We start from the raw sequence: 25,774 nt of genomic DNA on the forward strand, positions 1-25,774 counted from the left end.
GCACGTGACTGCCCCCGCCTCCGCGGTTGCCGCGGACCCCACCCTCATCGGGATCGACCTGCCGGACGACGTCCGCGACCGCCTCGGCGCTCCGCTTGCCGCCGCCCCCGACCCGACGCGCGACATCGACTGGTCGATGGCCCGCTACCTGCAGATCTTCGCCCAGCTGCCCACCGAAACCCTTCAGCGGATCCTGGACTTCGGCCGGCACCCCGACACCCCCGGCGTCGGCTACGTCCGCAACGCGCCCGTCGACGAGCACCTGCCCGCGACCCCGCGCGACGGCAACCCCAGCCCGGACAAGAAGACCTTCGTGGCCGAGGGGGTGCTGCTCGGACTGAGCGGCCTGCTCGGGGAGCCGGTCGGCTTCACCACCGAGAAGAACGGCCGGCTGGTGCACGACGTCATCCCCGTCGAGGGCGGCGCCATGACCCAGACCAACCAGGGGTCCTCCGTCTTCCTCAACTTCCACAACGACATCGTCCACGACGAGCGGGGCCGCTACGACCTCGCCAGCCCCGACTTCCTCGTCCTCAGCTGCCTGCGCGCCGACCACGACGGGGTGGCCGGCACGTACTACGCCGACGCCCGCGACATCTGCCGCGCCGTCGACGAGCGGACCCTGTGCACGCTGCGCAGCCCCCTGTTCCGCATGAACGCCCCCGGCAGCTACGTCCGTGACGTCGCGGGCGGGGCCGAGGTGCTCTCCGAACCCGTACCCATGATCAGCGGCCCCGAGGCCTGCCCCGAGGTCTCCTCGGCCGCCAACGGCGTCCACGCGATGACCGACGAGGCGCGGTCCGCCCTCGACCGCCTCCAGGCCGCCTGCCGGGAAGTCGCCCACGAGGTGTTCCTGCGCCCCGGAGAGGCACTGCTGATCAACAACCGCAAGGGCCTGCACGCCCGTTCGCGGTTCACCGCGCGCTACGACGGGCAGGATCGCTGGCTGCAGCGGACCTATGTGCGCCGCAACCAGTGGGACATCCGCTACCGGGCCACCCCCGGTATCCGGCGCCTCCACTGACCCCTCTTCCCGGCAGTCCCCCTACGACCCCCTTCACCCCCATGCGAGGCCGACGCCCATGACCAACGTCGCAGTGATCAACTACGGCCCCAAGCTCGACTACCCCGCCATGTTCCCCGACGCGGCCGGCGACCTGCAGGTCTTCAGCCACCACGAGCTGCGGAACACCGAAGGCCTGGGCCGGTACGAATACGTCAAGGACTGCGAGGCCGTCCCGTACCCCGAACTGATGATCCGCCGGCTGGCGCGCGAGAAGCCGTTCACCCACATCATCACGGACAACGAGTACGACCTCGAACGCTGCGCCCGCATGCGGGAGGACCTCGGCATCCCCGGCCAGTCCTCGGCCAGCGCCCTGTCCTTCCGCGACAAGGTGGTCATGAAGGAGGTCGCGAGCCGCACCGTCGCCACGGCCCGCTTCGCCCGCCTCGAGGCGTTCACCGACCTCACCGACTTCATCGGGGAATGCGACTACCCCGTCGTCGTCAAGCCGGTGAAACAGGGCGGCTCGCGCGACATCGTCGTCCTGCGGGGCGAGGACGACCTCCTCGCCTTCAGCCGCCGGCTCTGGCGCGAGGACCTCATGGTCGAGGAGTTCATCGAGGGGCAGATGTACCACGTCGACGCGGTGCTGGCCGACGGCTACCGCTTCGTGGCCTCCTCCCGCTATCTGCGCAGCTGCCTCGGTGTCTTCTCCGGCCACAACAACGGCTCGCTGCAGCTGCGGCCGGAGGAGAAGTTCGCCCGCAGGCTCGAGGAGTTCTTCGACCGCGTCCTCGAAGCCTTCGACACCCCGCCGGCCAGCGCGTACCACCTCGAGGTGTTCCACACCCCCGAGGACGAGCTGGTGCTGTGCGAGATCGCCTCGCGCGTCGGCGGCGACCGCATCCCCGCCCTCACCCGCGCCACCTACGGCGTGGACCTGCACACCGCCGTGCTGCGCCAGTCGTGCGGCCTGCCCGTCGACCCGCCGCCGGCCGAGCCCCCGGCCGAGGTGCACGGCTCGGTCTCCATCCTGCCGCAGGGCCGCCCGGTGCGGGCGCCCGGCAGGCCGCCGTTCGACTGGGTGCACCACTACGAGGTGAACGAGCAGCTGGCGCCCGACGCGGTGACGCTCTACAGCGCGTCGCACCTGTGCTTCGTCATCGTGCGCGGCGCCGACAGCGCACAGGTGGAGGAGCGCCTCTACGAGGCGGAGGCCTGGCTCATGGAGAACCTGGAAGAGATCCCGGCCTCCTGACCCCTTCTGACGCCCCTTCTTCGACTGAGAAAGGTGAGTTCGTTGCCCTACAAAATCCTGGTCCTGGTGTCGGAAGCGTACAAATTCAAGCTCGACAACCACTCGATCATCCCCAGCGCCCTCCACCGCGAGGGCCATGAGGTGTACATCGGCGACATCGACACGCTCTGCGTGCACGACTCCGTCGTCGTGTGCGACCGGATGAAGCTGTCCGAGGAATTCACCGCCGGCGGCGACTTCCCGACGCTGAGCGAGTCCTATGCCTCCGCCGAGGACTTCGACCTGGTGTGGGCGCTGGCGGGCACGCACCCCGAGGCGAAGACCGACTACTTCCAGCTGCTGTGGCTGCTCAACCAGCGGGTGCCGTTCGTCAACGACGCCTCCGCGCTGTTCTACCTCAACTCGAAGATCAACCTCGGTGCCATCGTGCCTGCCGAGCACCTGCCCGTGTCGTACGTATCGAACGACTACGACGTCCTGAACGGGCTCGTCGAGTCCGACACCGACCGCTCCTGGGTCGTCAAGCCGACCAACGAGGGCTGCGGCGCGGACGTCTACGTCGTCAACGGAAAGGACCGCAACAGCTCGGCGCTGCTGAGCTCGGCGACCGGCAACGCGAACTCCCGCTACGTCAGTTACGGCCGCGACATCATCGGCATGGCCAAGCGCTACGCCGCGGTCCAGGAATACATCCCCAACATCCGCACCAACGAGAAGCGCGTGATCCTCGCGGGCGACACCCCCGTGTCCGGCTTCCTCCGTTTCCCCCGCGAGAACGACAACCGCGCCAACGCCACCGTCGGCGCCCGGTACGAGCCGCTCGAACTCACCCCGGAAGAAGACGAGTTCGTCCGCCGCCTCGGAAAGCAGATGATGGGCTACGGCATTTTCTACGTGGGCATCGATCTCGCCTTCCCGTACGTGATCGAGGTCAACATGGAGAATCCGGGCGGCCTGAACTACCACCAGCGCGCCACCGGAGAGGACCGGTCCTCCGAGGCCGTCAATACGGTACTGGCCGCCCTGCGCACCGCCGGAAAGCTGAGGTAAGGGCCCGGAGGCAAATCCCCGGAAACACGGGTCCCGGCCCTTACGGTGGGCGCATGGTCTCGGGCGTGGTGCTGGCGTTCTGTGCGGCGATCTGCATGGGCGCGGCGACGGTTCTGCAGGCGATGGGGGCCCGCAGGACCGCCGCCGGAGCGCTGATGCCGGCCCTGCGCCAGTGGCCGTTCCTGGCCGGCATCGCCCTGGACTCCCTGGGCTTCGTGGCCGAGCTGGCGGCCCTGCGCTCGGTACCGCTGTTCGTGGTGGAAGCGGCGCTGGCCTCGTCCCTGGCGGTCACCGCGGTGGTCGGGGCGGCCGTCCTGGACATCAGGCTGCGCCCCGCGGAGTGGTGCGCCGTCGCCGCCGTCTGCGCCGGCCTCGCCCTCCTGGCGATCGCCGCGGGCCGCGAGGGCGAGGGCGCCGGCGACGAACGGCTGCGCCTGGTCGCCCTCGGCGCCTCCCTCACCCTGGCCCTGCTGGGCCGGACGGCCACCCACCGCGTCCACCACCACCGCGCGGCCCTCCTGGGCGGCCTGGCGGGCCTGAGCTTCGGCCTGGTGGCCGTAGCCGTCCGCCTCCTGCCGGACCTCGCCCTCCCCGCGGTCCTCACCACCCCGACCACCTACGCCGTGGTCGTCTCCGGCCTCGGCGGCTACCTCCTGCTGATCGAGGCCCTGCGCTCCGGCTCGGTCACCGCGGCCACGGCGGCCATGGTGATCGGCGAAACCGTCTGGCCCGCCCTCTTCGGCGTCCTCTGGCTCGGCGACACCACCCGCCCCGGCTTCGCCCCCCTCGCCGTCACGGGCTTCGCGGCCTCGATCGCGGGGGCCCTCGCGTTGGCACGGTTCGGGGAGGCGGAGGGGTAGGGGTGAGGTCAGCCGAAGAAGACCGATGAGATGGTGTTGTCGAAGCCGATGGTGGCCAGGTCCGCGACGTCGCCGTTGACGACCTTGGACTTGCCCTTGCAATTGGCCTCGGACCAGATCTTGAGGGTTCCGGCGGTGGTGAGGGAGGAGGCGACGTCGTCGCGGAAGACGTTCTGGCAGCCCTTGCCCGCCAGGCCCTGGGCACCGTTGTCCGCGAAGTTCTTGTCGTCGAAGAGGACCACGCTGGTGGCCGGTGACGCCGGCGGGCGGCCGGCCTCGGAGGCGGGCGGGCGGCCGGTGGAGCCCTGGCCGGCCTTCTTGCCGTCGGGTGTCACGCCGAACCATGTGCCGCCGACGCCCTGGCCGTTGGTGTCACCTGGCTTGGTGTCCTTGCTGAACCGGTAGACCGGCCAGCCCCCTACGGTGACCTGGTGCGTACCGTCGGCCCGCTTGATCACGCCCACCGCGGACTTCTTCACCCCCTCGGTGAAGATCTTGCTGCCGGGTGCGACGAGGACCGGCGGCCACGTGGTCGCGCAGGCGCCGTCACAGGTGGACTTCGAGGGCGAGGCGGTGTCCTTGTCGAAGCGGTAGAGCGTGAACCCGGCGCCGTTGACGACGACGGGGTTCAGCGCGCCCGCCTTCGACGCGGAGAGCTGGACCCACGAGCGGGCCGTGGGCGTCGAGGCCTGTGCGCCCGCGGCGGTGGCCCAGTCGCCGGTGCCGGCCTGGGCGCCGTGCTGCTTGGCCGAGCCGCTGAGGAAGGTCAGGTCGCCCACGCCCGCCCGGTCGCCCTCCCCGGCGACGGCCTTGGCGGCGGGCGATGAAGCGCCGCCACCGCCACCGCCTGCGGCGTCGTCGTTCGAGCCGCACGCCGTCAGCGTGAGGGCGCCGGCCGCGGCGAGGGCGGCCACTACGGCAACGCGCTTGTGAAACATGATTTCCCCCAGGTCATTCGGTCCCGGTCGGCCGGGACGGTCGCCAGGGGGTACGGCGACCGGTCGTCGGTGCACTCAGCCCGTTGCCGGTCCGAGACGAAACGCAGACATGTTCGGAACAATGCCGATCGGTTCCGGCCAGCCGCCGTCAGGAGTTCATGTGCCGGCCCACGACCAGTCCGCGACCTCCGGCATGTCGGTGCCGTGCTCCCGGATCCAGGCGTGGTGGCGGGTGCGGGCGTCCTCCATGGTCTGGCGTACGGGGGCGGCGCGGACGGCGAGGGTGGGGACGCGGTCGATGACGTCCATGACGAGGCGGTAGCGGTCGAGGTCGTTGCGGACGACCATGTCGAAGGGCGTGGTCGTGGTGCCGATCTCCTTGTAGCCGCGTACGTGCAGGTGGGCGTGGCCGGTGCGGCGGTAGGCGAGGCGGTGGATGAGCCAGGGGTAGCCGTGGTAGGCGAAGATCACCGGCTTGTCGGGGGTGAAGAGGGCGTCGTATTCGGCGTCGGTCATGCCGTGGGGGTGTTCGCCGGCGGGCAGGAGCCGGGCCAGGTCGACGACGTTGACGACGCGCAGGGTGAGTTCCGGCAGGTGCCGGCGGACGAGCTGGGCGGCGGCCAGGACCTCCTGGGTGGGGACGTCGCCCGCGCAGGCGAGGACGACGTCGGGTTCGCGGCCGCCGTTCTCGGTGCCGGCCCAGGGCCAGATGCCGGCGCCGCGGGCGCAGTGGGCGCGGGCCCGGTCCAGGTCGAGCCAGTCGAAGCAGGGCTGCTTGCCGGCGACGATGACGTTGACGTAGTCGCGGCTGCGCAGCGCGTGGTCGGCTACGGACAGCAGGGTGTTGGCGTCCGGCGGCAGATAGACCCGTACGGCTTCGGGGCTCTTGTTGAGGATGTGGTCGATGAAGCCGGGGTCCTGGTGGGAGAAGCCGTTGTGGTCCTGGCGCCAGACGTGGGAGGTGAGGAGGTAGTTGAGGGAGGCGATGGGGCGGCGCCAGGGCAGCCGGCGGGAGACGCGCAGCCACTTGACGTGCTGGTTGACCATGGAGTCGACGATGTGCACGAACGCCTCGTAGCAGGAGAACAGGCCGTGCCGGCCGGTGAGGAGGTATCCCTCAAGCCAGCCCTGGCAGGTGTGCTCGGAGAGGATCTCCATGACGCGTCCGTGCCGGTCGAGGTGCTCGTCGGTGGTGAGGGTCGTGGCCTGCCAGGCCTTGCCGCTGGCGCGGTAGACGGCCTGGAGCCGGTTGGAGGCGGTCTCGTCCGGGCCGACGAGCCGGAAGTCGCGGCGCTCGCCGGTCGCCTCCATGACGTTCTCGAGCAGCCCGCCCAGGACGGCGGTGGGTTCGTGCAGGCCCGAGCCGGGCTTGTCGACCGGCACGGCGAAGCGCTCCAGCGGTGGGAGCGGCAGGTCCCGTAGCAGCAGGCCGCCGTTGGCGTGCGGCGTCGCCCCCAGCCTGCGGGCGCCGTCCGGAACGCAGGCCAGCACCTCGGGCCGCGGCCGGCCCTGCTCGTCGAAGAGCTCTTCCGGCCGGTACGAGCGCAGCCACGCCTCCAGCTGGCGCAGGTGTTCGGGGTTGTCGCGCACGGCCGCCAGCGGCACCTGATGGGCACGCCACGTGCCCTCGACCGGGAGACCGTCGACCTCTCGGGGGCCGGTCCAGCCCTTGGGCGTACGCAGCACGATCACGGGCCAGCGCGGGCGCTCGGTGACGTCAGCCCGCCGGGCGGCGCGCTGGATGCCGGCGATGCGGTCCAGGGCCGTGTCCAGGGCGGCGGCCATCGCCCGGTGGACGGTCGCGGGGGCGTCGCCCGTCACGTGCAGGGGTTCGTGGCCGTAGCCGCGCAGCAGCTCGTCCAGCTCGGCCTCGGGGAGGCGGGCGAGGACCGCCGGGTTGGCGATCTTGTAGCCGTTGAGGTGGAGGATCGGCAGGACGGCGCCGTCGTGGACCGGGTCGAGGAACTTGTTGGAGTGCCAGGACGTGGCCAGCGGACCGGTCTCGGCCTCTCCGTCGCCGACGACGCAGGCGACGAGGAGGCCGGGGTTGTCGAAGGCGGCACCGTAGGCGTGGGAGAGGGAGTAGCCCAGCTCCCCGCCCTCGTGGATCGAGCCGGGCGTCTCGGGGGCGACGTGGCTGGGCACGCCGCCGGGGAAGGAGAACTGCCGGAACAGCCGCTCCATGCCCGCCGCGTCCCTGCTGACGTCGGGGTACGTCTCGGAGTACGACCCCTCCAGCCAGGAGTTCGCCAGCACCGCCGGCCCGCCGTGCCCGGGACCCCAGACGCACAGGGCGTCCAGCCCCCGCGCCTTGATGACGCGGTTGAGGTGGGTGTGGACGAGGTTGAGTCCGGGCGAGGTGCCCCAGTGGCCGAGCAGGCGGGGCTTGATGTGCTCGGGGTGGAGCGGCTGCGTCAGCAGGGGGTTGGCGAGCAGGTAGATCTGCCCCACGGCCAGGTAGTTCGCGGCACGCCAGTGGGCGTCCAGCTCCCGCAGCTCCTCGTCGGTGAGACCGGTGGCCGACGCCCGGGCCGGTGTCGTGACGTCCCGCATGACTGCCTCCGCAACGCTCGGGGACCGTTTCCGCGACCTGATGCGCGGGCTCCGCCCCACCACGCCTTCCCGCTGCCCGACGCTTCACCCCAGCCTGCCCCGGCCGTGGTCCCGCCGCCAGAGGACCGATGGGGCCCGACGGGGGACCGATGGGCCCCGGCCGTCGTGCGCGGGCGGGGCGGGGGCGGGAGACTCGTCGGTGCCGGGTGGTACGGGGCCCGGACGGACCCGATGGAAGGGCCATGGACCTGGAGAGCGTGACCGACGAGCTCTTCCGGCTGCGGCCGGAGGAGTTCACGGCCGCCCGCGACCGGCGGGCGGCCGAGGCCGTACGGGCCGGCGACCGGGAACTGGCCCGCCGCGTCAAGGCGCTGCGCCGGCCCACGCTCGCGGCCTGGGTGAGCAATCTCCTGGCACGGGAGAGACCGGACGAGGCCGGTGCGCTGATCGGCCTCGGCGAGGGGCTGCGGGACGCCCACCGGACCTTGGACGGCGGTCGGCTGCGTGAGCTCGGCCGCGCCCAGAGGGCCCTGGTGGCCTCCCTCTCCCGGCAGGCCGGCCTCCTCGCGGACGAGGCCGGGCACCCCGTCGGCGAGGACGTGCTGCGCGAGGTCGAGGAGACCCTGCACGCCGTCCTGGCGGATCCCGGTGCGGCACAGGAGTGGGCCACCGGCCGGCTGTCCAGGCCGCTGGCGGCGGTGACCGGCTTCCCGGAGCTGGCCCCGGACGCCGCGGACCGCCTCGCGGCGCCGCCCACGCAGTCCGCGCCCGGGCCGGCGCGCGAGCGGGGCGGCGGGGCACGCGTCACCGATCTGGCCGAGGCCCGCGAACGCCGCCGGCGCGAGCAGCGGCGGGAAAGCCTCGAGCGCGCGCGACGGAAGGCGGAGCGGGCGGGCGGGGAACTGCGCGCTCGCGAGGAGGAACTGACCCGCGTCAGGGCGGAGGCGGAACGGGCGGAGGAAGCCGAGGGTGTGGCGCGGCGGCGGCTGGAGGAACTGGCCGCCGAGGTCGGCGCCGCCGAGGACCGCGGGCGTGCCGCCCGCGAGGCCGTGCGGGAGGTCCACGTCCGGCTGCGCGGGGCGGAGCGCGCGTGGCAGGCGGCACGGCGGGCGGCCGAGACGGCGGAGGCGGAGGCGCGGGCCGCGGCGGAGGCGGACGACGACGGGGGCTGAGCCGGTGAGCCGCGCTACCGCGCGGTGTCCTCAATCTCCCCCAGCTAACGCTGGGAGGTGCCCCCGGACGGGCTGAAATTCAGCCCGTCCGGCGATTGAGGACACGGTCACACCCGCCGCCAGGAGTCGTTCTCCATATGGGACCCCGCATGCGGCCCCATCCGCAGCATGCCGCCGTCCACGCTCCACGAGGCCCCCGTCACGTAGCTCGCGTCCGGGCCGCTCAGGAAGGCGATCACCGCCGCCACCTCGCGGGCGTCACCCGGGCGGCCGAGGGGGACGCCGGGGCGGTGGGCGGCGTGGACGTCGATGTCGATCTGGCCGGTCATCGGGGTGGCGATCTCGCCGGGGGCGACGGCGTTGACGGTGATGCCGTGCTCGGCGAGCTCCAGCGCCATCACCTGGGTGAGCAGGCCGAGGCCGCCCTTCGACGCGCAGTATGGTGCCGCGCCCACCCGGGGCTGGTGTTCGTGGACGCTGGTGACGTTGACGATCCGTCCGCCCCCGCCCTGGCGGATCATGCGCCGGGCCGCCCGCTGCGCGCACAGCAGCGGGCCGACGAGGTTGACGTCGAGCTGCTCGCGGACCGCGTCGAGCCCGAGTTCGAGGAACGGGGTGGCCGTGCCGGTGCCCGCGTTGTTGACCAGGACGTCGATGCGGCCGAGTTCGTCGGCGAGCCGGTCGACGCAGTCGGCGGCGTCCGGCAGCCGGGTGAGGTCCATCTGGCCGAGCGCGGCGCGCCGGCCGGCCGCTCTCACCTCGGCGGCGGTTCCTTCGGCCCCTTCGAGGTCGGAGTGCCAGGTGATGCCGATGTCCATGCCCTGCTCGGCCAGGCGTACGGCGGTGGCACGGCCGATGCCCGAGTCCGCGCCGGTGATCACGGCGACGCGCGCGGTGGTTTCCTGCTCGTCCATGGAAGTCCTCGTCTTCTGCAGTGCGCGGGTGTCCGGTCCCCTGTCGACGGATACCCGGTCCGGCCGGCGCCGTGGCGCGGCGCCGGCCGGACCGGCGCACACGTCACCCGGCCGGCGCCGGCTCAGGCCGCATCGGCGTCACGGCCCGTGCCGCCGGGCGGGGGACGCAGGTGCGGTCCCGGGGAGGCGGGCGGGGGCGGCTCGCGCGACGGCGGGCCGGGCACGGCACGCAGGTGCCGGACGGGCAGCGCGTGCCGTGGCCTGCTGGATCCTTTCTTCAGTAGGCGCTCCTCGTACTGGTCCAGCGCGAGCACCAGGCACAGCAGCGCGGGGGGCAGGAGGAGGGCGACAGCGATCACGGGGGGCTCCCTTCGGAACGGACGCGGTACCGGAGCGGGTTGCCCCACCCGTCCGGCCCAAACGCGGAAGGCCCCCGCCGGGCGTACGCCCGGCGGGGGCCTCGGGGCGAGGGCCGGCCACGGGCGGCAGCCCGGTGGACCGGCGTCTCGACAACCTCACCAGCGGTACCAGCGGCCGCGTCCACCGCCGGTGCCGGCGGAGCGCATGACGAAGCCGAGCAGCCAGATCACGAGAACGGCCACGGCGACCCACCACAGGACCTTGATGGCGAATCCCGCCCCGAAAAGGATCAGGGCGAGCAGGAGAACGAGGAGCAGAGGAACCATAGTTATCAACCTCCAACGGTACGGGTGCCCCGTAATTCGTCTTCCACGCTTTCGAGTTCCCGCACCTGTCGTCTTCAGCCCTGTGCGGCATGGCGCATTGTGCTCATTCGAGGGGCGCATTCATCTGTGGCCGTTCCACGGATGTTTGGGACCGTGACAGCGGGTACCCGCAGGAACAAGGCCCATGACCGATAGAGGCCCAATGACTGACCCAAAAGAATCCACAGACACACCCGACGAGCCCGCCCTCACGGCACCGCAGGTTCTGCGCGCGGCCCACGAACAGTTCGCCGAACTGACGGGCCGGTGCCCCGAAGGCGTCTCCCGGTTCGAGAGGACCGGGGAGGGCTGGCTGCTGGAGGCCGAGGTGGTGGAGGTCGCCCGCGTCCCCGAGACGATGAGCGTCATGGCGCTCTACGAGGTGACCCTCGACCCCCGGGGCCTGCTCACCGGCTACCGCCGTGTGCGGCGCTACGAGCGCGGCAGGACCGATTCCCGCTGACGCCCGGCAGACCGCGCGGGCCCGGCCGGGCCGTCGAAACGACGAGGGGAAGCTGTCCGAAATGAGCGTTGTCCCTGTACAGCAGGGCGGTGGCGCAGGCGGCACCAGTGGCCTGTACGACGTCCTGGAACTGGTTCTCGACCGCGGCCTGGTGATCGACGCGTTCGTGCGCGTCTCGCTCGTCGGCATCGAGATCCTGAAGATCGACGTACGTGTGGTGGTCGCCAGCGTCGACACCTATCTGCGCTTCGCCGAGGCCTGCAACCGCCTCGACCTGGAGGCCGGCCCGCACCGCAGCGCCGGCCTGCCCGACCTCGTCGGCGAGGTGACCGAGAGCGGCGCCCGCGGCAAGACCAAGGGCGCGCTCTCCGGAGCCGCGCAGACCGTCTCCGACGCGATCCACCAGGTGCGCGGCAAGGGCGAGGGCCAGACCAGCGATGCCCGTCGCTCCACCGCCTCCGCCAAGAAGAAGGGGGAGGAGGAATGAGCACCTACGTCTACGGCATCACCCGGGCCGGCCGGACCGGACTGCCCCAGGGGCTCACCGGCATCGGCGACCCGCCGTGCCCGGTCCGTACGGTGGACGGCGCGGGCCTGAGGGCGGTGGTCAGCGACTGCCCGCAGGAGCTGCGGCCCAAGCGCCGGGACCTGCTCGCCCACCAGCACGTCGTTACCGAGATCGGCCGGCGCGCGCCCGTGCTGCCCATGCGCTTCGGCAGCGTCTCCGACAGCGACGACACGGTGCACCACGTGCTGTGCGAGCACTCCGGGCGGTACGAGGAGCAGCTGGAACAGCTCACCGGCCGCGTCGAGTACAACGTCAAGGCCGTGCACCGTGAGGACGCCGTGCTGCATCTGGTCCTCGCCGAGGACGCCGGACTGCGCACGCTCGCCGAAGCCAACAGGGCCGCGGGCGGCGGCTCGTACGAACAGCGCCTGCACTTCGGGGAGTCCGTCGCCCAGCGCGTGCGCGACCGTGAGGACCGCGACGCGGAGCTGGTGCGCGAGACGCTGGCACCGCTGGCGGAGAAGGCCCGGACCGGGCCCGAACACGCCGGCTGCTTCCTGAACCTGTCCTTCCTCGTCGACGAGTCCGCCGCCGGGCGCCTGCTCACCGAGACCGGCAGGCTCGAGAAGGAACTCCCGCACCTGGCGCTGACCGTGCACGGCCCGCTGCCGCCCTACAGCTTCGTCGAATGATCGGCTTCGTCGGCTGGGTGCTCCGCCGCGTGCTCACCGAGGCGGAGCGCCTGTACTACGACCCCTCCCTGGTGCAGGGAGAACTCAAGGCGCTGGAGGAGGAGCTGGCGGCGGGCCGGATCGGCGAGGAGGAGTTCGACCGGCGCGAGGACGACCTCCTCGACCGCCTGGACGCGATACGACGACGGACCGACGGGAGCGGGGCGATATGAACGGCGGCTTCGGCGGCGGTATGAGCGAGCGAATGGCGCCGGTACGACCCGACGGTTCGGCCAACCTCGCCGACATCCTGGAGCGGGTGCTCGACAAGGGCGTGGTGATCGCCGGGGATATCCGGGTCAACCTGCTCGACATCGAACTCCTCACCATCAAATTGCGCCTGCTCGTCGTCTCCGTCGACAAGGCGAAGGAAATGGGCATCGACTGGTGGGAGAACGACCCCGCCCTCTCCTCCGGCGCCCGGGGGAACCACGTGGACGGCCGAAAAGACAACGGCCAATTGCCCGCGCCGGCCGCCCCGCAGGAAGAACCGCAGAAGAAAGGTAAGGAGGAGACCCGGTGAATGCCGCACCACAGACGTATCTGTACGCCTACGCCGTCACCCGTGACTCCGCCACGGTCACCCATGCCCTCGAAGGCGCCCTCGAAACCGTCACGGGCGTCGCGGGCGAACCCGTGCGCGCCGTACCCCACCTGGGCCTCGTGGCGCTGGCCGGGGCGGTACCGGCGGCGGACTACACCGAGGCGGAGCTGTCCGCGCACCTGGAGGACCTGCACTGGCTGGAGAAGGTCGCGCGCTCTCACCAAAGGGTGATCGACAGCGTGACCGCCGCCGGACCGTGCGTCCTGCCCCTGAGGCTGGCCACCGTCTTCCATGACGAGGCGGGCGTCCGCACCATGCTGGCGAACAGGAAGGCGCTGCTCTGCTCGGCCCTCGACCGTCTGGAGGGGCGGACCGAATGGGGCGTCAAGGTCTACGCCCTCGCCGACGAGGCGCCGCCCCCGGCCGCCGCCCCCCGTCCCACGACTCCGCGCGCCGCCCCGTCCGGCCGTGACTACCTCCGGCGCCGCGTGGCCGAACGGCACGCGCACGAGGAGGGGGCGCGCCGGGTGGACGAGGCCGCGCGCGGTCTCCACGCCACCCTCGCCGCCCTGGCCGAGGAGACCCGCCTCTACCCGCCCCAGGACCCCGGGCTCTCCCGGCACCCGGGCCGCAACGTCCTCAACGCCGCCTACCTCGTGCGGCGCGACGGAGCCCCGCACTTCGCCTCGGCCGTCACCGGACTCGCCGAGCGCATCCCCGGCGACGGCATCCACGTGGAACTGACCGGACCGTGGGCCCCGTACTCCTTCGTCGGCGCGGGCGCCTCCCCCGGGGAGGCCACGTGACCGGCGCCGGGGACCGGCTCCCGGCTCGCGGCCCGGCCCTGGTCGACCTGCTCGACCGGCTGCTGGCGGGCGGCGTCGTGCTCACCGGCGACCTCACCCTGCGCATCGCCGACGTCGACCTCGTACGCATCGACCTGCACGCCCTCATCAGCTCGGTCGATGCCGGCGTCGCCGCACCACGGCGGGAGGAGGCGGCATGACGCGGCGCATGGAACTGGACCGCGACACCGTCGAGCGCGACCTGGTCAGGCTGGTGCTCACCGTCGTCGAGCTGCTGCGCCAGCTGATGGAACGACAGGCCCTGCGCCGCGTCGAACAGGGCACCCTCACCGAGGAGCAGGAGGAGCGGATCGGCCTGACCCTCATGCTGCTCGCCGAGCGCATGCGGGAGCTGTGCGCCCGCTACGGCCTGGAGCCGGAGGACCTCAACCTCGACCTCGGGCCGCTCGGGCCGCTGCTGTGAGGCCGGCGGCGGCACAAGGGCCGCGCCACCGCCGGCGCGGGTCTCACAGTTCCCAGCCGTACGTCGGCGAGGTCCGGGGTTCCGGTGCCGCGCCCCTCGCCTCGACGTCCTGCTCGGCGGTCCGCAGGAGCCGGCTGCCGAGGTCGCGCAGGGCCCGCCCCGCCGCGAACTCGTCGCCGATCACCGGCGCGTCCTCGTCTCCCGGGGCGCGCCGCGCGGCTCCCGTGGCGGTGAGCGAGGTGGTCCCGGTGTCGAGGACCGCCCGTGCCTCCGTCCTTCCGCCGTCGTCCTCGACGAGCTGAAGGCGGACCTTCCACTCCGTTGTGTGTGGCATCGCTCCTCCTGGGGCGGCCGTGCGTCCGGGTGCGGCGCCTAGTGCGTCAGGTGCACCGGCTCGTGCATGACCTCCTGGATCTCGTCGCCCGCCTTGTCGAGCAGCTGTTCGGCGAGGCCGTTCAGGGCGCGGGCGGCCGCGACCTCCTCGCCGACGCGCTGCTGGCGCCGGTCGGCGGGGTTGCGGTTGGCGATGCCCTGAGAGCTCAGCTTCGAGCCGTCGTGCATGCGCAGCCGCACGTCCGCCTGGGTGGTGGCGTCGATCTCGCGGAACTCCATTTCGATGGTGCAGTCGACGATCTTCTCCATGGTGATCACCTACAGCCTGTCGATCGGTCAGCCTGCGGGGGTGGACGCCGCCAGATGGGCGGTGAACCAGTCGCGGGCGAGGTCCGAGACGGTGTCCAGCGTGCCCGGCTCCTCGAAGAGGTGGGTGGCGCCCGGCACGACGGCCAGCCGGTTCTCGCAGCGCAGTCGCTCCGCCGCCTGCCGGTTGAGGTCGAGGACGGTCTCGTCGTTGCCGCCCACGATGAGCAGGGTGGGGGCGGTGACCTCGGCCAACCGGGGGCCGGCGAGGTCGGGGCGCCCGCCCCGGGAGACCACGGCGGCGACGGCGTCGTCCGTGCCGCCCGCGGCCGCCGCGTCGGCGGCGGCCCACAGGGCCGCGGCGGCACCGGTGCTCGCGCCGAAGTAGCAGACGGGCACGGTCTCACGGCGGCGCAGCCACCGCGTCACCTCGGTCAGCCGGCGGGCCAGGGGCTCGACGGCGAAGACGTTGGCCCGGTCGTTCTCCTCCAGCGGGGTGAGAAGGTCGAACAGGAGCGTGCCCAGCCCCGCCTCGTTCAGGGCCCGGGCGACGGCGCGGTTGCGGGGGCTGAGCCGGCTGCTGCCGCTGCCGTGGGCGAAGACCACGAGCCCGGGGGAGCCGGCCGGCACGGCCAGATCACCGGCGAGCGCGGTCCGGCCGCCGTCCACGGGGATCTTCAGGGCGCCCGAGTGCGCCTCGCCGCCGCCGCTGCGGTGCTCGTCGGCGTTGCGGCGCAGCAGCTCCACGACCTCCTCGTCGGAGGTCTGGGAGAAGTCGCGGTACCACTCGCCGACCGCCGAGAAGAGGGCCGGGGTACTCAGGCAGATGAGTTCGTCCACTTGCGTGCGGAACTCCGCCGCCGCGTCCGGGGGTGCCACCGGCACGGCGAGCACCACGCGCGCGGCGCCCTGGGCCCTGGCCACCTGGCAGGCGGCCGCCGCCGTGGCGCCGGTCGCTATGCCGTCGTCGACGACGACGGCCGTACGGCCCTTGAGCGGGATCCGGGGCTGCCCGGCGCGGAACGTCTCCGCGCGGCGTGCGAGCTCCGCCTCCTCGCTGTGCTCGACCTCGGCCAGATCGTCCTGGTCGACCCGGCTCATGCGCACGATGTCGTCGCGGATGACCCGTACCCCGCCCTCGCCGATGGCGCCGAACCCCAGCTCGCGGTGGTACGGCACGCCCAGCTTGCGGACGAGGATCACGTCGAGGGGGGCGTCGAGCGCCCGGGCGACCTCGAAGGCCACGGGCACACCGCCGCGGGGCAGGCCGAGGACCACCGGATGCTCGCCGCGCAGATGCCCCAGCTGCTCGGCCAGGCGCCGCCCGGCGTCGACTCGGTCGATGAACCGCATGATCCACCTCTGGCCCCGGGGCCCGGCTCCGGAGTGCCCCGGGGAGACCGGGGAAGCCGTGATTGCAAGGGGAAGCCGTAGTTCCAATATGACGGGATACGGAGGGATAGTCCACAGATGGCCTCCCCACGGCCGCACCCCGCGGGATCCGGGCGGCGGGCCCCTCCGGGCGGGCGGATTGGTTGACTGGTGTCGTGAACTGCATCTTCTGCGCCATCGCGGCGGGCGAGGAGCCCGGCCACCGGGTCCTGGAGGACGAGAGCACGGTGGCCTTCCTGGACGCCCGGCCGCTCTTCCCCGGCCATGTGCTGGTCGTGCCCAGGCTGCACGCCGAGACGCTCACCGACCTCCCGCCCGCCGAGGTGGGGCCGTTCTTCACCCGGGTCCAGCGGATCGCGGGCGCCGTGGAGCGGGGCATGGGGGCCGCCGGTTCGTTCGTCGCCGCCAACAACCGGATCAGCCAGTCCGTGCCGCACTTCCATGTGCACGTGGTGCCGCGCAACCGCAAGGACGGGCTCCGTGGCTTCTTCTGGCCGCGCGGCCGCTACGCCTCGGACGAGGAGGCGGCGGCCGTCGCCGCGCGGGTCCGGGCCGCCCTGGCCGACGGACCGCAGATCTAGACCGGCGGCATCCGACTGCACTTCGCGCGCCCTCCGGTGAGGCGCCCCGCGGCCCCGGGCAGACATCCGTCCATGCCCTTGCTCGTGGGAACCTCCGGGTGGCAGTACAAGGACTGGCGCGGCGATTTCTACCCCTCCGACGTGCCGCAACGGCTCTGGCTGGAGGAGTACGCCGGCCACTTCGCGACCGTGGAGAACAACAACGCCTTCTACCGGCTGCCCACGCCCGAGACGTTCGCCGACTGGCACGACCGCACCCCCGAGGGGTTCCTCATGGCCGTCAAGGCCAGCCGCTACCTCACCCACATCAAGCGACTGCGCGACCCCGAGGAGCCCGTCCACCGTCTGCTGCGGCACGCCGCCGGCCTGGGGGACCGGCTGGGGCCCGTACTGCTGCAGCTGCCGCCCACGCTGCGGGCCGACGCGGCCCTGCTGGACGCCGCGCTCGCCTGCTTCCCGCCCGGGGTGCGGGTGGCCGTCGAACCCCGCCACGCCTCCTGGTGGACGGACGAGGTCCGCGGCGTACTGGAGCACCGCCGCGCCGCACTGTGCTGGGCGGACCACGACTCGCGGCCCGTGACGCCGCTGTGGCGCACGGCCGACTGGGGCTACGTGCGCTTCCACGCCGGCCGGGCCCGGCCGTGGCCGCGCTACGGCCGCCAGGCGCTCGCCACCTGGGCCCACCGGGTCGCCGACACCTGGCCCGACCGGGCGCGGGTGTACGCCTACTTCAACAACGACCCCGGCGGCGCGGCGGTCCACGACGCGGCCGCCTTCGCCCGCGCCGCGGGCCGGCTGGGACGCACCGTGAGCCGGACGCCGTCCCCGCGCGGATGAGCCCTGCCGGCCTGCCACGCCCTGCGGCGGCCTGCAGTGAGTGCCAGGCTGGGAAGGGGTAGCAGCAGGGATGCGGCAACCCCCCTCACGGCGGGAAACACGACCGAAGGAGCAGGCAGATGCCCAGGGGATCCAGCCCGAAGCGCGAGCGGCAGTACGAGCACATCAAGGACAGCGCCCGCGAGCGCGGCGAGAGCGAGAAGCGCGCCAAGGAGATCGCGAGCCGGACCGTCAACAAGGAGCGGGCCCGCGCGGGCGAGTCCAAGACCGCCAGCCGCACCTCGCTGCAGGACATGTCCTCCTCCCGGCGCGGCGGTCAGCGCTCGCACTCCGGCGCCCAGGGACCGACGAAGGACCAGCTGTACAACGAGGCCAAGCAGAAGAACATCCACGGCCGCTCCGACATGACGAAGGCGGAGCTGAAGAAGGCACTGGGCCGGGACTGAGCACCCGCCGGCCCCCGGCTTCCCAGGGGTCGTTGTAGGAACCGCACAGGACCGTCCCCTCAGCGCTGAACAGGCCCCCACCGGCGCCGACGATGCGCCATCGGTGAGGATGAGCGGGTGCCCGAACTCCTGAACCCCGCGGACCCCGGCTTCGCGCGCGACCCGTACCCCTACTACGCGCGCCTGCGCTCCCAGGGCCCCGCGGCACGGGTGCCCCTGGCCAACGGCACGCACGCCTGGCTCGTCACCGGCTACGAGCAGGCCCGCGCCGTCCTCGCCGACCCGCGGTTCTCGAACGTACCGGCGGCCGGTGCGGGGCGCCCCAAGCCGGACTCCCCGGCCCAGCGCGCCCGTGGCTGCCTCGCCCGCCACATGCTCAACTCCGACGCCCCCGACCACGTCCGGCTGCGCCGGCTGACCACCGCCGCCTTCACTCCACGCCGCGTGGACGCGCTGCGGCCGCGCATCGAGCGGCTGACCGACGAGCTGCTGGCGCCCCTCGTGTCCCGGGCGGCGGCCGGAGAGCCGGCCGACCTGGTGGACGCCTTCGCGTTCCCGCTGCCCGTACTCGTGATCGGCGAGGTGCTGGGCGTGCCGGAGGCCGACCGGGCGGACCTGCGCGAGTGGACCTACCGGGTCGGCTCGCCCACCGACGCGCTGGAGCGCGGCGCCGTCGACGAGGCGTGGACCCGGCTGCACGCCTACTTCACCGCCCTCATCGCCCACAAGCGCCGCGAGCCGGGCGAGGATCTCTTCAGCGCCCTGGTGCACGACGCGGGGGAAGCCACCGAGGGGGGACTGGACGACGGCGAACTGCTCGCCATGGCGTTCCTGCTGCTCTTCGCCGGCTACGAGACGACCATGAACCTGCTCGCCTCGGCCGCCCTGCTGCTGCTCACCCACCCCGACGAGCTCGCCGCCGCCCGCCAGGGCGGCGAGCGGCACTGGGAAGCCGTCGTCGAGGAGACGCTGCGGCACGCGAGCCCCCTGGAGGGGACGACCTGGCGGCGCACCACCGAGCGCGTCGACCTCGGCGGCGGCGCGGTCATACCGGCCGAGGACTCCGTCCTCGTCGTCCTGGCCGCCGCCAACCGCGACCCCGGCCGCTTCCCGTCCCCCGACGCCTTCCGGCCCGCCCGCTACCTGGCGGACACCGAGCGCCCCGCCCCGCACCTGGCCTTCGGCCACGGCCCGCACTTCTGCCTCGGCTCCCGCCTGGCCCGCCTGGAGGCGGCCGTCGCCCTGCCGCGCCTGTTCGCCGCCCTGCCCGCACTACGCCTCGCCGCCGATCCCGCCACCCTTCCCTACCGCCCGGGCCTGCTCGTGCGCGGCCCCCGCCGGCTGCCCGTGCGCTGACGCCGGCGGCCGCCGAACGGGGGAAGGCGAATCGCGCCCGGGCGGCGGCTGCCGGAAGGTGGGGGTGTGAAGGCCGCCCAGACCCTGCAGGAGCCCCCCGACGACCACGTCGTCGTCCTCTTCGGCGCCACCGGTGACCTCGCCCGGCGCAAGCTGCTCCCCGGCCTGCACCGCCTGGACCGGGCAGGCCTGATGCCGCGCCGGTTCCGGATCGTCGGCTCGGCACCGGCCGCGGCCGCCCTCACCGACGAGGAGTTCCGCGCCCACGCCAGGGACGCCGTCCGCGAGTTCGGCACCGGCGAGCCCACCGGCCCGCGGTGGGAGGCGTTCGAGGCCACGCTGAGCTTCGGCGCCGCCGACCCCGAGGACCCGCAGCCGCTGCTCGACGCCGTGGGCGCGGCGGAACGGGCCGTCGGCGGCGGCCCGCGCCGGCTGTGCCACCTCGCCGTGCCGCCCAGCGCCTTCGCCTCCGTCGTCGCGATGCTCGGCCGGACGGGCCTCGCGGACGGCGCCCGCGTCATCATCGAGAAGCCCTTCGGCACCGACCTGGCCTCCGCGCGCGCCCTCAACGAGACCGTCCACGCCGTCTTCGACGAGTCGCGGGTCTTCCGCATCGACCACTTCCTGGGTAAGGAGTCCATCGACAACATCCTCGCCCTCCGCTTCGCCAACGGCCTCTTCGAACCCGTCTGGAACCGCGAGCACATCAGCCACGTCCAGATCGACGTCCCCGAGACCATCGGCATCGAGGGCCGCGCCGGCTTCTTCGAAGAGACCGGCACGTTCCGGGACATGGTCGTCACCCACCTCTTCCAGGTCCTGGGCTTCGTGGCCATGGAGCCGCCCGCCTCACTCGGCGCCCAGGACCTGCGCGACGAGAAGACCCGCGTCTTCCGGGCGATGGAGCCCCTCGACCCCGCCCATGTCGTCCGCGGCCAGTACGCCGGCTACCGGGCCGAGCCCGGCGTCGATCCGCACTCCGACACCGAGACCTTCGTCGCGCTGCGCACCGGGATCGACAACCCCCGCTGGGCCGGCGTGCCCTTCCACCTGCGCTCCGGCAAGTCCCTCGGGCAGCGCCGCCAGGTCGTCTCGCTGCACTTCAGACGGCCGCCCCTGGAGCTGTTCCCCGACCGTCCCCGCGCCGGCCCCGCCGCGCACGGCAACGCGCTGGTGGTCGACTTCGACGACCCCGGCTGGATCGCCGCCCGCTTCCTGGTGAAGGAACCCGGCCCCGCCATGCGCCTCGGCCCCGCACGGATGGACTTCCGGTACGCCGACTCCTTCCGGCGACAGCACGGGCTGGAGGGCTACGAACGCCTCATCCTGGACGCCATGCTCGGCGACCAGGCCCTCTTCACCCGCGCGGACGGCATCGAACGGCTCTGGGAGGTCTCCGAGCCGCTGCTGCGGAACCCGGGACCCGTGCAGCCGTACGCCGCCGGGTCGTGGGGTCCCGCATCCGCCGAGGAGCTCATCGCGCCGCACCACTGGTACCTGCCGGACATGGCTTCCGATGATCCGGGAAGTGGGACACCATGACGCATCTCGGCCTTCCCGACGGCATCCGCGCCTGCCTGTTCGACATGGACGGCGTGCTGACCCAGACGGCCACCGTGCACGCGGCCGCCTGGAAGGAGACGTTCGACGCCTTCCTCCGGCGCCGCGACGGCGCGGACTTCCGGCCGTTCGACGCCGTCACCGACTACGACGAATACGTCGACGGAATGCCCCGCGCCGACGGGGTGCGCTCCTTCCTCGCCTCGCGCGGCATCCGGCTGCCCGAGGGGGACGACGACGATCCGCCGGAGCGGGACACCGTGCACGGCCTGGGCAACGCCAAGAACGCGCTCGTCCTGGAGAAGATCAAGGAGCTGGGGGTGCGGGCCTACCCCGGCTCGGTCCGCTACGCCGAGGCCGCACGGGCCGCCGGGCTGCGCCGCGCGGTGGTCTCCTCCAGCGCCAACTGCCACGACGTGCTGGTCGCGGCGGGCATCGAAGACCTCCTCGAGGTACGCGTCGACGGGGTGGTCGCCGCCGAGCGGCACCTGGCGGGCAAGCCCGCCCCGGACACCTTCCTCGCCGCCGCCCACGCCCTGGGCGTACCGCCCGACCGGGCCGCGGTGTTCGAGGACGCCCTGGCCGGCATGGAGGCGGGACGGGCCGGGAGGTTCGGCTTCGTCGTCGGGGTGAACCGGGCCGATCAGGCCGGGGCCCTGCGCCGGCACGGGGCGGACGTCGTCGTGGACGATCTCGCCGAGCTGCTGGAGGACGCCCCGTGATCACCCACCCGGCCTATCGCGTCGAGCCCTGGTGCCTGCGCGAGACGGAGCTCAACCTCGACGTGCTCTCCCAGAGCGAATCCGTCTTCGCCCTGTCCAACGGCCACGTCGGCTGGCGCGGCAACCTCGACGAGGGGGAGCCGCACGGCCTGCCCGGCTCCTATCTCAACGGCGTGTACGAGTTCCGGCCGCTGCCCTACGCGGAGGCCGGCTACGGCTACCCCGAGTCCGGCCAGACCGTCATCAACATCACCAACGGCAAGCTCATCCGCCTCCTGGTCGACGACGAGCCCTTCGACCTGCGCTACGGCAAGCTGCACAAGCACGAGCGGGTCCTGGACTTCCGCACCGGCCTGCTCCACCGCACCGCGGAGTGGACCTCGCCGAGCGGCCGCAGCGTACGGGTCCGCTCGAGCAGGCTGGTCTCCTTCTCCCAGCGCGCGGTGGCCGCCATCGCCTACGAGGTCGAGTCGCTGGACGGCGACGTGCGCATCGTCATCCAGTCCGAGCTGGTCGCCAATGAACAGCTGCCCCGGACCGGGGGCGATCCCCGGGCGGCCGCGCTGCTGGAGTCACCGCTGGCGAGCGAGGAGCACGCCGCGTACGGCCCGCGGATCCGGCTGCTGCACCGCACCCACCACAGCGGACTGCGCATGGGGGTGTCGGCGGCGCACGCGGTGGACGGCGGCGAGAAGACCGAGATGTCCTCCGAGAGCAGCGAGGACCTGGCCCGCTTCACCATCACCTCGCGGCTGTGCTCGGGCCAGCGGCTGCGGGTGGAGAAGTTCGTCGCGCACGGCTGGTCGGCGATGCGCTCGACGCCGGCCGTGCACGACCAGGTGGACGCGGCCCTGGCGGGGGCGGTCAGCACCGGCTGGGACGGCCTGGTCGACGAGCAGCGTCAGTACCTCGACGGGTTCTGGGCCCGGGCGGACGTGGAGGTGGACGGCGACGCGGAGATCCAGCAGGCCGCACGGTTCGCCCTCTTCCACGTGCTGCAGGCCGGCGCCCGTGGAGAGGCCCGCGCCCTGCCGGCCAAGGGGCTGACCGGCCCGGGGTACGACGGCCACTGCTTCTGGGACACCGAGACGTTCGTCCTGCCCGTGCTGACCTACACCGCGCCCCAGGCGGTGGAGCAGGCCCTGCGCTGGCGGTACAACACCCTGCCCGCGGCCCGGGAACGCGCCCGGCAACTGGGTCTGCAGGGCGCCGCCTTCCCCTGGCGGACCATCAACGGCGACGAGTGCTCCGGCTACTGGCCGGCCGGGACGGCGGCGTTTCACATCAACGCCGATATCGCCGACGCGGTCGTCCGCTACGTCCGCGCCACCTGCGACGACACCTTCGAGCGCGAGGTCGGGCTGCCGCTGCTGGTGGAGACCGCCCGGCTGTGGCGCTCCCTGGGCCACCACGACCACCACGGCGACTTCCACATCGACGGGGTGACCGGCCCGGACGAGTACAGCGCCATCTCGGACGACAACGTCTATACGAACCTGATGGCGCAGCACAATCTGCGGGCCGCCGCGGCCATGGCCGAACGCCACCCGGACCTCGCCGCGGCGCTCGACGTCGACGACGAGGAGACCGCCGCGTGGCGGGACGCCGCGACGCGCATGACCCTGCCCTACAACGAAGAGCTGCAGGTGCACGAGCAGTCCCAGGGCTTCACCCGCCACCAGCTGTGGGACTTCGCCCACACCGGGGACGACCAGTACCCCCTGCTGCTGAACTTCCCCTACTTCGACCTCTACCGCAAACAAGTCGTCAAGCAGGCCGACCTCGTCCTCGCCATGTGCCTGCGCGGGGACGCCTTCACCGCCGAGGAGAAGGCCCGCAACTTCGCCTACTACGAACAGCTGACCGTGCGCGACTCCTCGCTGTCCGCCTGCGGCCAGGCCGTGATGGCCGCGGAGGTCGGCCACACCCGGCTGGCCTACGACTATTTGGGCGAGGCGGCGATGATGGACCTCTCCGACCTGGAGGGCAACACCCGCGACGGCATTCACATCGCCTCCCTCGCCGGCACCTGGTTCGCCCTGGTCATCGGCTTCGGCGGCATGCGCGAGGACGACGGCCTGATCGGCTTCACCCCCCGGCTCCCCGAGCAGCTGGGGCGGCTGGCGTTCACGGTCCAGTTCCGGGAGCAGCGGCTGCGGGTGGAGATCACCGACCGGACGGCGAAGTACAGCCTGCTGGACGGTGAGGTCCTGGAGATCCGGCACTGCGGCGAGCGGCTGAGGGTCACGGCCGGTTCGCCCGAGTCCCGCCAGGTCCCCGCCATCACCGCCGGCCACGCCCCCGACCAGCCGGCCGGCCGCGGCCCGTCGCGCCGGGGCCGCGCGGCCGGGCACGCGGAGGAGGCGGTCCGCTGAGGCGACCCTGCGGGGGAGGCGCGGGGGGCGGGGTGCGAGGATCGGTCGCCGCATCCGCCCGCGTCCCCGACAGGTGAGTACATGTCCCCGATCAACGTCCTGGCCCTGTGCGGAAGTCTGCGCGAGGGCTCGCTCAACTCCGCGGTGGCGCACACGGCCGCGGGCCTGTGCCGGCCCCCGGTCTCCCTGACGGTCCACGAGGGGCTGGGCGGCCTCCCCTTCTTCAACCCCGATGTGGAGCGGGACTGTCCGCCGCCGGAGGTGCTGGCCTTCCGCGCGCGGCTCGCGGCCGCGGACGCCGTGCTCATCACGAGCCCCGAATACGCGCACGGCACGTCGGGCGTCCTGAAGAACGCCCTGGAGTGGGTGGTCGGCAGCGGCGAGCTCGTGGACAAGCCCGTCGCCGTCGTCACGGCCTCTCCCTCGATGACCGGCGGGGACCGGGCCCAGGCGTGGCTGCGGGAGACCCTGGAGGTCATGAGCGCCCGGGTGCTGCCGGCCGGACTGCGGATCGCCTGCGCCGGCGCCAAGATCACCGATGGCCGGGTGACGGACGAGACGACCCTGGCCGAGCTCGGGACGCTCGTGGCGGAGCTGGCCCGGGCCGGTGCCGAGGCGCCCGCCGGGCTCAGTCGCGGTTGTTGAACCAGCCCCTGCGCCAGCCGTAGCCGCTGCTGCGCAGCCGCCGCTGGGCCTTGTGCAGCAGCGGGTGCCGGTCCCGCTGCTCGGCGGCGGCCCGGTCGAGCTCCTCCGCCAGGCGTTCGGTCCGTTTCTCCACGTCCAGTTCGTCCAGGATCCGGTCCATCTCGGCCAGCAGCGCCCCGTGCAGCTGCCACTGGCGCGGGTGCCGCCGGACGGACTCCAGCAGCAGGTGGGCCGCGCGGTCGCGGCTGGCCCGGCCGGCGGCGAGCTCCCGCACGAGCCGGTCCTCGGCCTTCTCGGCGTTGGCGCTCACCTGCGTGGTGATCAGCACGGCGAAGCTCTCGACGGCGCGCGCGAGGTGGCGGAAGACGTCCTGCAGGGACTCGGCCACCTCGTCGGGGAACATCGGTTCCTGCGTGCGTTCCTTGGCGAGGTCGGTCAGGGTGCGGCAGATCACCCGCAGGACCACCGCCGTGATCTCCAGCGCGTCGAGTCCGGTGCGCAGGACGACCCGGAAGAGCAGGCCCTCCTTGACCCGGGGATTGAGCCGGAGGCTGTCCTCGGCCTGCCGCAGCGAGGCGTCGACCTGGACGATGTCGTGGTCCAGCCGGCGCGCCTCGTGCAGCCGTGCCGCCGCCTCCGCGACCGGCGTGTGGCCGCACACCTCGTCGCCGACGCGCTGCAGCAGCTGCCCCATGCGGCGCGAGAGGTGCTCGATGGCCTGGCTCGCGGGCTGGACCCACACCGGAGGGACGAACAGCACGTCGAAGAGCAGCCCGACGATCGCGCCGATCAGGGTCTCCAGGACCCGGTCCCAGGCTGTTTCCGCCACCCGGGTCACCCCGAGCACGAGCATGGCGCTGATCGCCACCTCGGGGACGAATTCACCCGCGCGGACGAAGCGTCCGATGACCAGGGAAGCGAGGATGATCAACCCCAGGCTCCACCACGTGAGCCCCACCAGGGCGCTGAACCCGATGGCGATCAGGACCCCGGCCACCACGGAATTGACTCTGCGGATGCCGGTGGTGAGGGTCGAGTAGAGCGTGACCTGGACGACGAGGAGCGCGGTCAGCGGCGCGGTGAGCGGCGCCGGCTCGTTGCTCAGCTGGAGGGCCACCACATAGGAGATCACCGCGGCCAGCGTGGAGCGGACCGCCTGCACCACGGCGGGTTCCCGGTGGCGTCGTACCAGGGTCGTCAGAGGGTCGGTGATATCGGGCACCTTGTGCC

30 protein-coding genes are annotated in these 25,774 nt (G+C 72.8%); 21 read left to right on the top strand and 9 right to left on the bottom strand.

Annotated elements, in window-relative coordinates; all coding sequences use genetic code 11:
* Positions 1-4 precede the first annotated feature (4 nt).
* Genes ACIGXW_RS03445 through ACIGXW_RS03460 form a run of 4 tightly spaced genes read left to right on the top strand, consistent with a single transcriptional unit; the run spans position 5 to position 4,174 of the window.
* Complete coding sequence (locus ACIGXW_RS03445; protein ID WP_399569316.1) at positions 5-1,024, top strand: TauD/TfdA family dioxygenase; 1,020 nt, start codon at positions 5-7, stop codon at positions 1,022-1,024.
* Between the two features lie 58 nt (positions 1,025-1,082).
* On the top strand, positions 1,083-2,264 hold the full coding sequence (locus ACIGXW_RS03450) for an ATP-grasp domain-containing protein (RefSeq protein ID WP_177338537.1): 1,182 nt from the start codon (positions 1,083-1,085) through the stop codon (positions 2,262-2,264).
* A 42-nt stretch (positions 2,265-2,306) separates the two neighbouring features.
* On the top strand, positions 2,307-3,314 hold the full coding sequence (locus ACIGXW_RS03455; RefSeq protein ID WP_399569318.1) for a RimK family alpha-L-glutamate ligase: 1,008 nt from the start codon (positions 2,307-2,309) through the stop codon (positions 3,312-3,314).
* A gap of 53 nt (positions 3,315-3,367) precedes the next feature.
* Positions 3,368-4,174 (top strand): hypothetical protein, encoded by an 807-nt coding sequence (locus ACIGXW_RS03460; protein WP_399569320.1) that lies wholly within the window; start codon positions 3,368-3,370, stop codon positions 4,172-4,174.
* Positions 4,175-4,182: 8 nt separating this feature from the next.
* Here ACIGXW_RS03460 and ACIGXW_RS03465 read toward each other — a convergent pair whose 3' ends face one another.
* Together ACIGXW_RS03465 and ACIGXW_RS03470 are read right to left on the bottom strand one after the other, a co-directional pair.
* A complete protein-coding gene (locus tag ACIGXW_RS03465; protein ID WP_399569323.1) occupies positions 4,183-5,112 on the bottom strand; it encodes a hypothetical protein in 930 nt (309 codons plus the stop codon).
* A 156-nt stretch (positions 5,113-5,268) separates the two neighbouring features.
* Positions 5,269-7,665: a phosphoketolase gene (locus ACIGXW_RS03470; RefSeq protein WP_399569326.1), complete on the bottom strand. Its 2,397-nt coding sequence runs from the start codon at positions 7,663-7,665 to the stop codon at positions 5,269-5,271.
* Positions 7,666-7,907: 242 nt separating this feature from the next.
* Between ACIGXW_RS03470 and ACIGXW_RS03475 the strand changes: the two genes are divergently transcribed.
* Positions 7,908-8,837 (top strand): hypothetical protein, encoded by a 930-nt coding sequence (locus tag ACIGXW_RS03475; RefSeq protein ID WP_399569329.1) that lies wholly within the window; start codon positions 7,908-7,910, stop codon positions 8,835-8,837.
* A gap of 107 nt (positions 8,838-8,944) precedes the next feature.
* Here ACIGXW_RS03475 and ACIGXW_RS03480 read toward each other — a convergent pair whose 3' ends face one another.
* The 3 genes from ACIGXW_RS03480 to ACIGXW_RS03490 form a co-directional block, all read right to left on the bottom strand.
* Positions 8,945-9,751: an SDR family oxidoreductase gene (locus ACIGXW_RS03480; protein WP_399569330.1), complete on the bottom strand. Its 807-nt coding sequence runs from the start codon at positions 9,749-9,751 to the stop codon at positions 8,945-8,947.
* Positions 9,752-9,873: 122 nt separating this feature from the next.
* Positions 9,874-10,110 carry a hypothetical protein gene (locus ACIGXW_RS03485; RefSeq protein WP_071966291.1) on the bottom strand — a complete coding sequence of 79 codons (237 nt, stop codon included), beginning with the start codon at positions 10,108-10,110 and terminating at the stop codon, positions 9,874-9,876.
* A 156-nt stretch (positions 10,111-10,266) separates the two neighbouring features.
* A complete protein-coding gene (locus ACIGXW_RS03490; protein ID WP_071966292.1) occupies positions 10,267-10,437 on the bottom strand; it encodes a hydrophobic protein in 171 nt (56 codons plus the stop codon).
* Between the two features lie 202 nt (positions 10,438-10,639).
* On the opposite strand from ACIGXW_RS03490, the gene gvpO reads away from it, so the two are divergent.
* The 8 genes from gvpO to ACIGXW_RS03530 all read left to right on the top strand — a co-directional run bounded on the left by gvpO (position 10,640) and on the right by ACIGXW_RS03530 (position 13,991).
* Entirely contained in the window at positions 10,640-10,939 is a 300-nt protein-coding gene (gene gvpO, locus ACIGXW_RS03495) for a gas vesicle protein GvpO (RefSeq protein WP_399569333.1), read from the top strand.
* A 61-nt stretch (positions 10,940-11,000) separates the two neighbouring features.
* On the top strand, positions 11,001-11,426 hold the full coding sequence (locus tag ACIGXW_RS03500) for a gas vesicle structural protein GvpA (protein WP_399569335.1): 426 nt from the start codon (positions 11,001-11,003) through the stop codon (positions 11,424-11,426).
* Complete coding sequence (locus tag ACIGXW_RS03505) at positions 11,423-12,139, top strand: GvpL/GvpF family gas vesicle protein (RefSeq protein ID WP_399569337.1); 717 nt, start codon at positions 11,423-11,425, stop codon at positions 12,137-12,139. The genes ACIGXW_RS03500 and ACIGXW_RS03505 overlap by 4 nt, the downstream gene beginning before the upstream one ends.
* Positions 12,136-12,351 carry a gas vesicle protein GvpG gene (locus tag ACIGXW_RS03510; protein WP_071966296.1) on the top strand — a complete coding sequence of 72 codons (216 nt, stop codon included), beginning with the start codon at positions 12,136-12,138 and terminating at the stop codon, positions 12,349-12,351. The genes ACIGXW_RS03505 and ACIGXW_RS03510 overlap by 4 nt, the downstream gene beginning before the upstream one ends.
* On the top strand, positions 12,348-12,701 hold the full coding sequence (locus ACIGXW_RS03515) for a gas vesicle protein (RefSeq protein ID WP_399569340.1): 354 nt from the start codon (positions 12,348-12,350) through the stop codon (positions 12,699-12,701). Before ACIGXW_RS03510 ends, ACIGXW_RS03515 begins: the two co-directional genes overlap by 4 nt.
* Positions 12,698-13,528, top strand: coding sequence for a GvpL/GvpF family gas vesicle protein (locus ACIGXW_RS03520; protein ID WP_399569343.1), 831 nt, complete (start codon positions 12,698-12,700; stop codon positions 13,526-13,528). Before ACIGXW_RS03515 ends, ACIGXW_RS03520 begins: the two co-directional genes overlap by 4 nt.
* Positions 13,525-13,728, top strand: a complete 204-nt coding sequence (locus tag ACIGXW_RS03525) for a gas vesicle protein (protein ID WP_399569346.1) — start codon at positions 13,525-13,527, stop codon at positions 13,726-13,728. Before ACIGXW_RS03520 ends, ACIGXW_RS03525 begins: the two co-directional genes overlap by 4 nt.
* Positions 13,725-13,991: a gas vesicle protein K gene (locus ACIGXW_RS03530; RefSeq protein ID WP_071966298.1), complete on the top strand. Its 267-nt coding sequence runs from the start codon at positions 13,725-13,727 to the stop codon at positions 13,989-13,991. The genes ACIGXW_RS03525 and ACIGXW_RS03530 overlap by 4 nt, the downstream gene beginning before the upstream one ends.
* A 43-nt stretch (positions 13,992-14,034) precedes the next feature.
* Here the strand turns inward: ACIGXW_RS03530 and ACIGXW_RS03535 are convergent, their stop codons facing one another.
* Genes ACIGXW_RS03535 through ACIGXW_RS03545 form a run of 3 tightly spaced genes read right to left on the bottom strand, consistent with a single transcriptional unit; the run spans position 14,035 to position 15,983 of the window.
* The gene (locus ACIGXW_RS03535) at positions 14,035-14,325 is read right to left on the bottom strand and encodes a DUF1876 domain-containing protein (RefSeq protein WP_071966299.1); all 291 of its coding nucleotides are present in this window, start codon (positions 14,323-14,325) and stop codon (positions 14,035-14,037) included.
* A gap of 38 nt (positions 14,326-14,363) precedes the next feature.
* Positions 14,364-14,633 carry a DUF1876 domain-containing protein gene (locus ACIGXW_RS03540; RefSeq protein WP_071966548.1) on the bottom strand — a complete coding sequence of 90 codons (270 nt, stop codon included), beginning with the start codon at positions 14,631-14,633 and terminating at the stop codon, positions 14,364-14,366.
* Between the two features lie 27 nt (positions 14,634-14,660).
* Positions 14,661-15,983, bottom strand: a complete 1,323-nt coding sequence (locus tag ACIGXW_RS03545; RefSeq protein ID WP_071966300.1) for a phosphoribosyltransferase family protein — start codon at positions 15,981-15,983, stop codon at positions 14,661-14,663.
* Between the two features lie 194 nt (positions 15,984-16,177).
* Between ACIGXW_RS03545 and ACIGXW_RS03550 the strand changes: the two genes are divergently transcribed.
* From ACIGXW_RS03550 to ACIGXW_RS03585, 8 genes are all read left to right on the top strand, one after another.
* Positions 16,178-16,603, top strand: coding sequence for an HIT family protein (locus tag ACIGXW_RS03550; RefSeq protein ID WP_071966301.1), 426 nt, complete (start codon positions 16,178-16,180; stop codon positions 16,601-16,603).
* A 72-nt stretch (positions 16,604-16,675) separates the two neighbouring features.
* Positions 16,676-17,440, top strand: a complete 765-nt coding sequence (locus ACIGXW_RS03555; RefSeq protein WP_399569348.1) for a DUF72 domain-containing protein — start codon at positions 16,676-16,678, stop codon at positions 17,438-17,440.
* A 119-nt stretch (positions 17,441-17,559) separates the two neighbouring features.
* A complete protein-coding gene (locus ACIGXW_RS03560) occupies positions 17,560-17,886 on the top strand; it encodes a plasmid stabilization protein (RefSeq protein WP_071966303.1) in 327 nt (108 codons plus the stop codon).
* Positions 17,887-18,003: 117 nt separating this feature from the next.
* Positions 18,004-19,242 carry a cytochrome P450 gene (locus ACIGXW_RS03565; protein WP_399569350.1) on the top strand — a complete coding sequence of 413 codons (1,239 nt, stop codon included), beginning with the start codon at positions 18,004-18,006 and terminating at the stop codon, positions 19,240-19,242.
* Positions 19,243-19,308: 66 nt separating this feature from the next.
* On the top strand, positions 19,309-20,784 hold the full coding sequence (gene zwf, locus ACIGXW_RS03570) for a glucose-6-phosphate dehydrogenase (RefSeq protein WP_399569353.1): 1,476 nt from the start codon (positions 19,309-19,311) through the stop codon (positions 20,782-20,784).
* Entirely contained in the window at positions 20,781-21,524 is a 744-nt protein-coding gene (locus tag ACIGXW_RS03575) for a beta-phosphoglucomutase family hydrolase (protein ID WP_399569355.1), read from the top strand. The genes zwf and ACIGXW_RS03575 overlap by 4 nt, the downstream gene beginning before the upstream one ends.
* Entirely contained in the window at positions 21,521-23,899 is a 2,379-nt protein-coding gene (locus ACIGXW_RS03580; RefSeq protein ID WP_399569358.1) for a glycoside hydrolase family 65 protein, read from the top strand. Before ACIGXW_RS03575 ends, ACIGXW_RS03580 begins: the two co-directional genes overlap by 4 nt.
* A gap of 81 nt (positions 23,900-23,980) precedes the next feature.
* Positions 23,981-24,544 carry an NADPH-dependent FMN reductase gene (locus tag ACIGXW_RS03585; RefSeq protein WP_071966308.1) on the top strand — a complete coding sequence of 188 codons (564 nt, stop codon included), beginning with the start codon at positions 23,981-23,983 and terminating at the stop codon, positions 24,542-24,544.
* Here the strand turns inward: ACIGXW_RS03585 and ACIGXW_RS03590 are convergent.
* Complete coding sequence (locus tag ACIGXW_RS03590) at positions 24,528-25,766, bottom strand: FUSC family protein (RefSeq protein ID WP_399569361.1); 1,239 nt, start codon at positions 25,764-25,766, stop codon at positions 24,528-24,530. The genes ACIGXW_RS03585 and ACIGXW_RS03590 overlap by 17 nt on opposite strands.
* Positions 25,767-25,774: the final 8 nt, after the last annotated feature.

Origin of the sequence: Streptomyces sp. NPDC053079, from assembly GCF_044546695.1 — a bacterium.
Classification (GTDB): Bacteria; Actinomycetota; Actinomycetes; order Streptomycetales; family Streptomycetaceae; genus Streptomyces.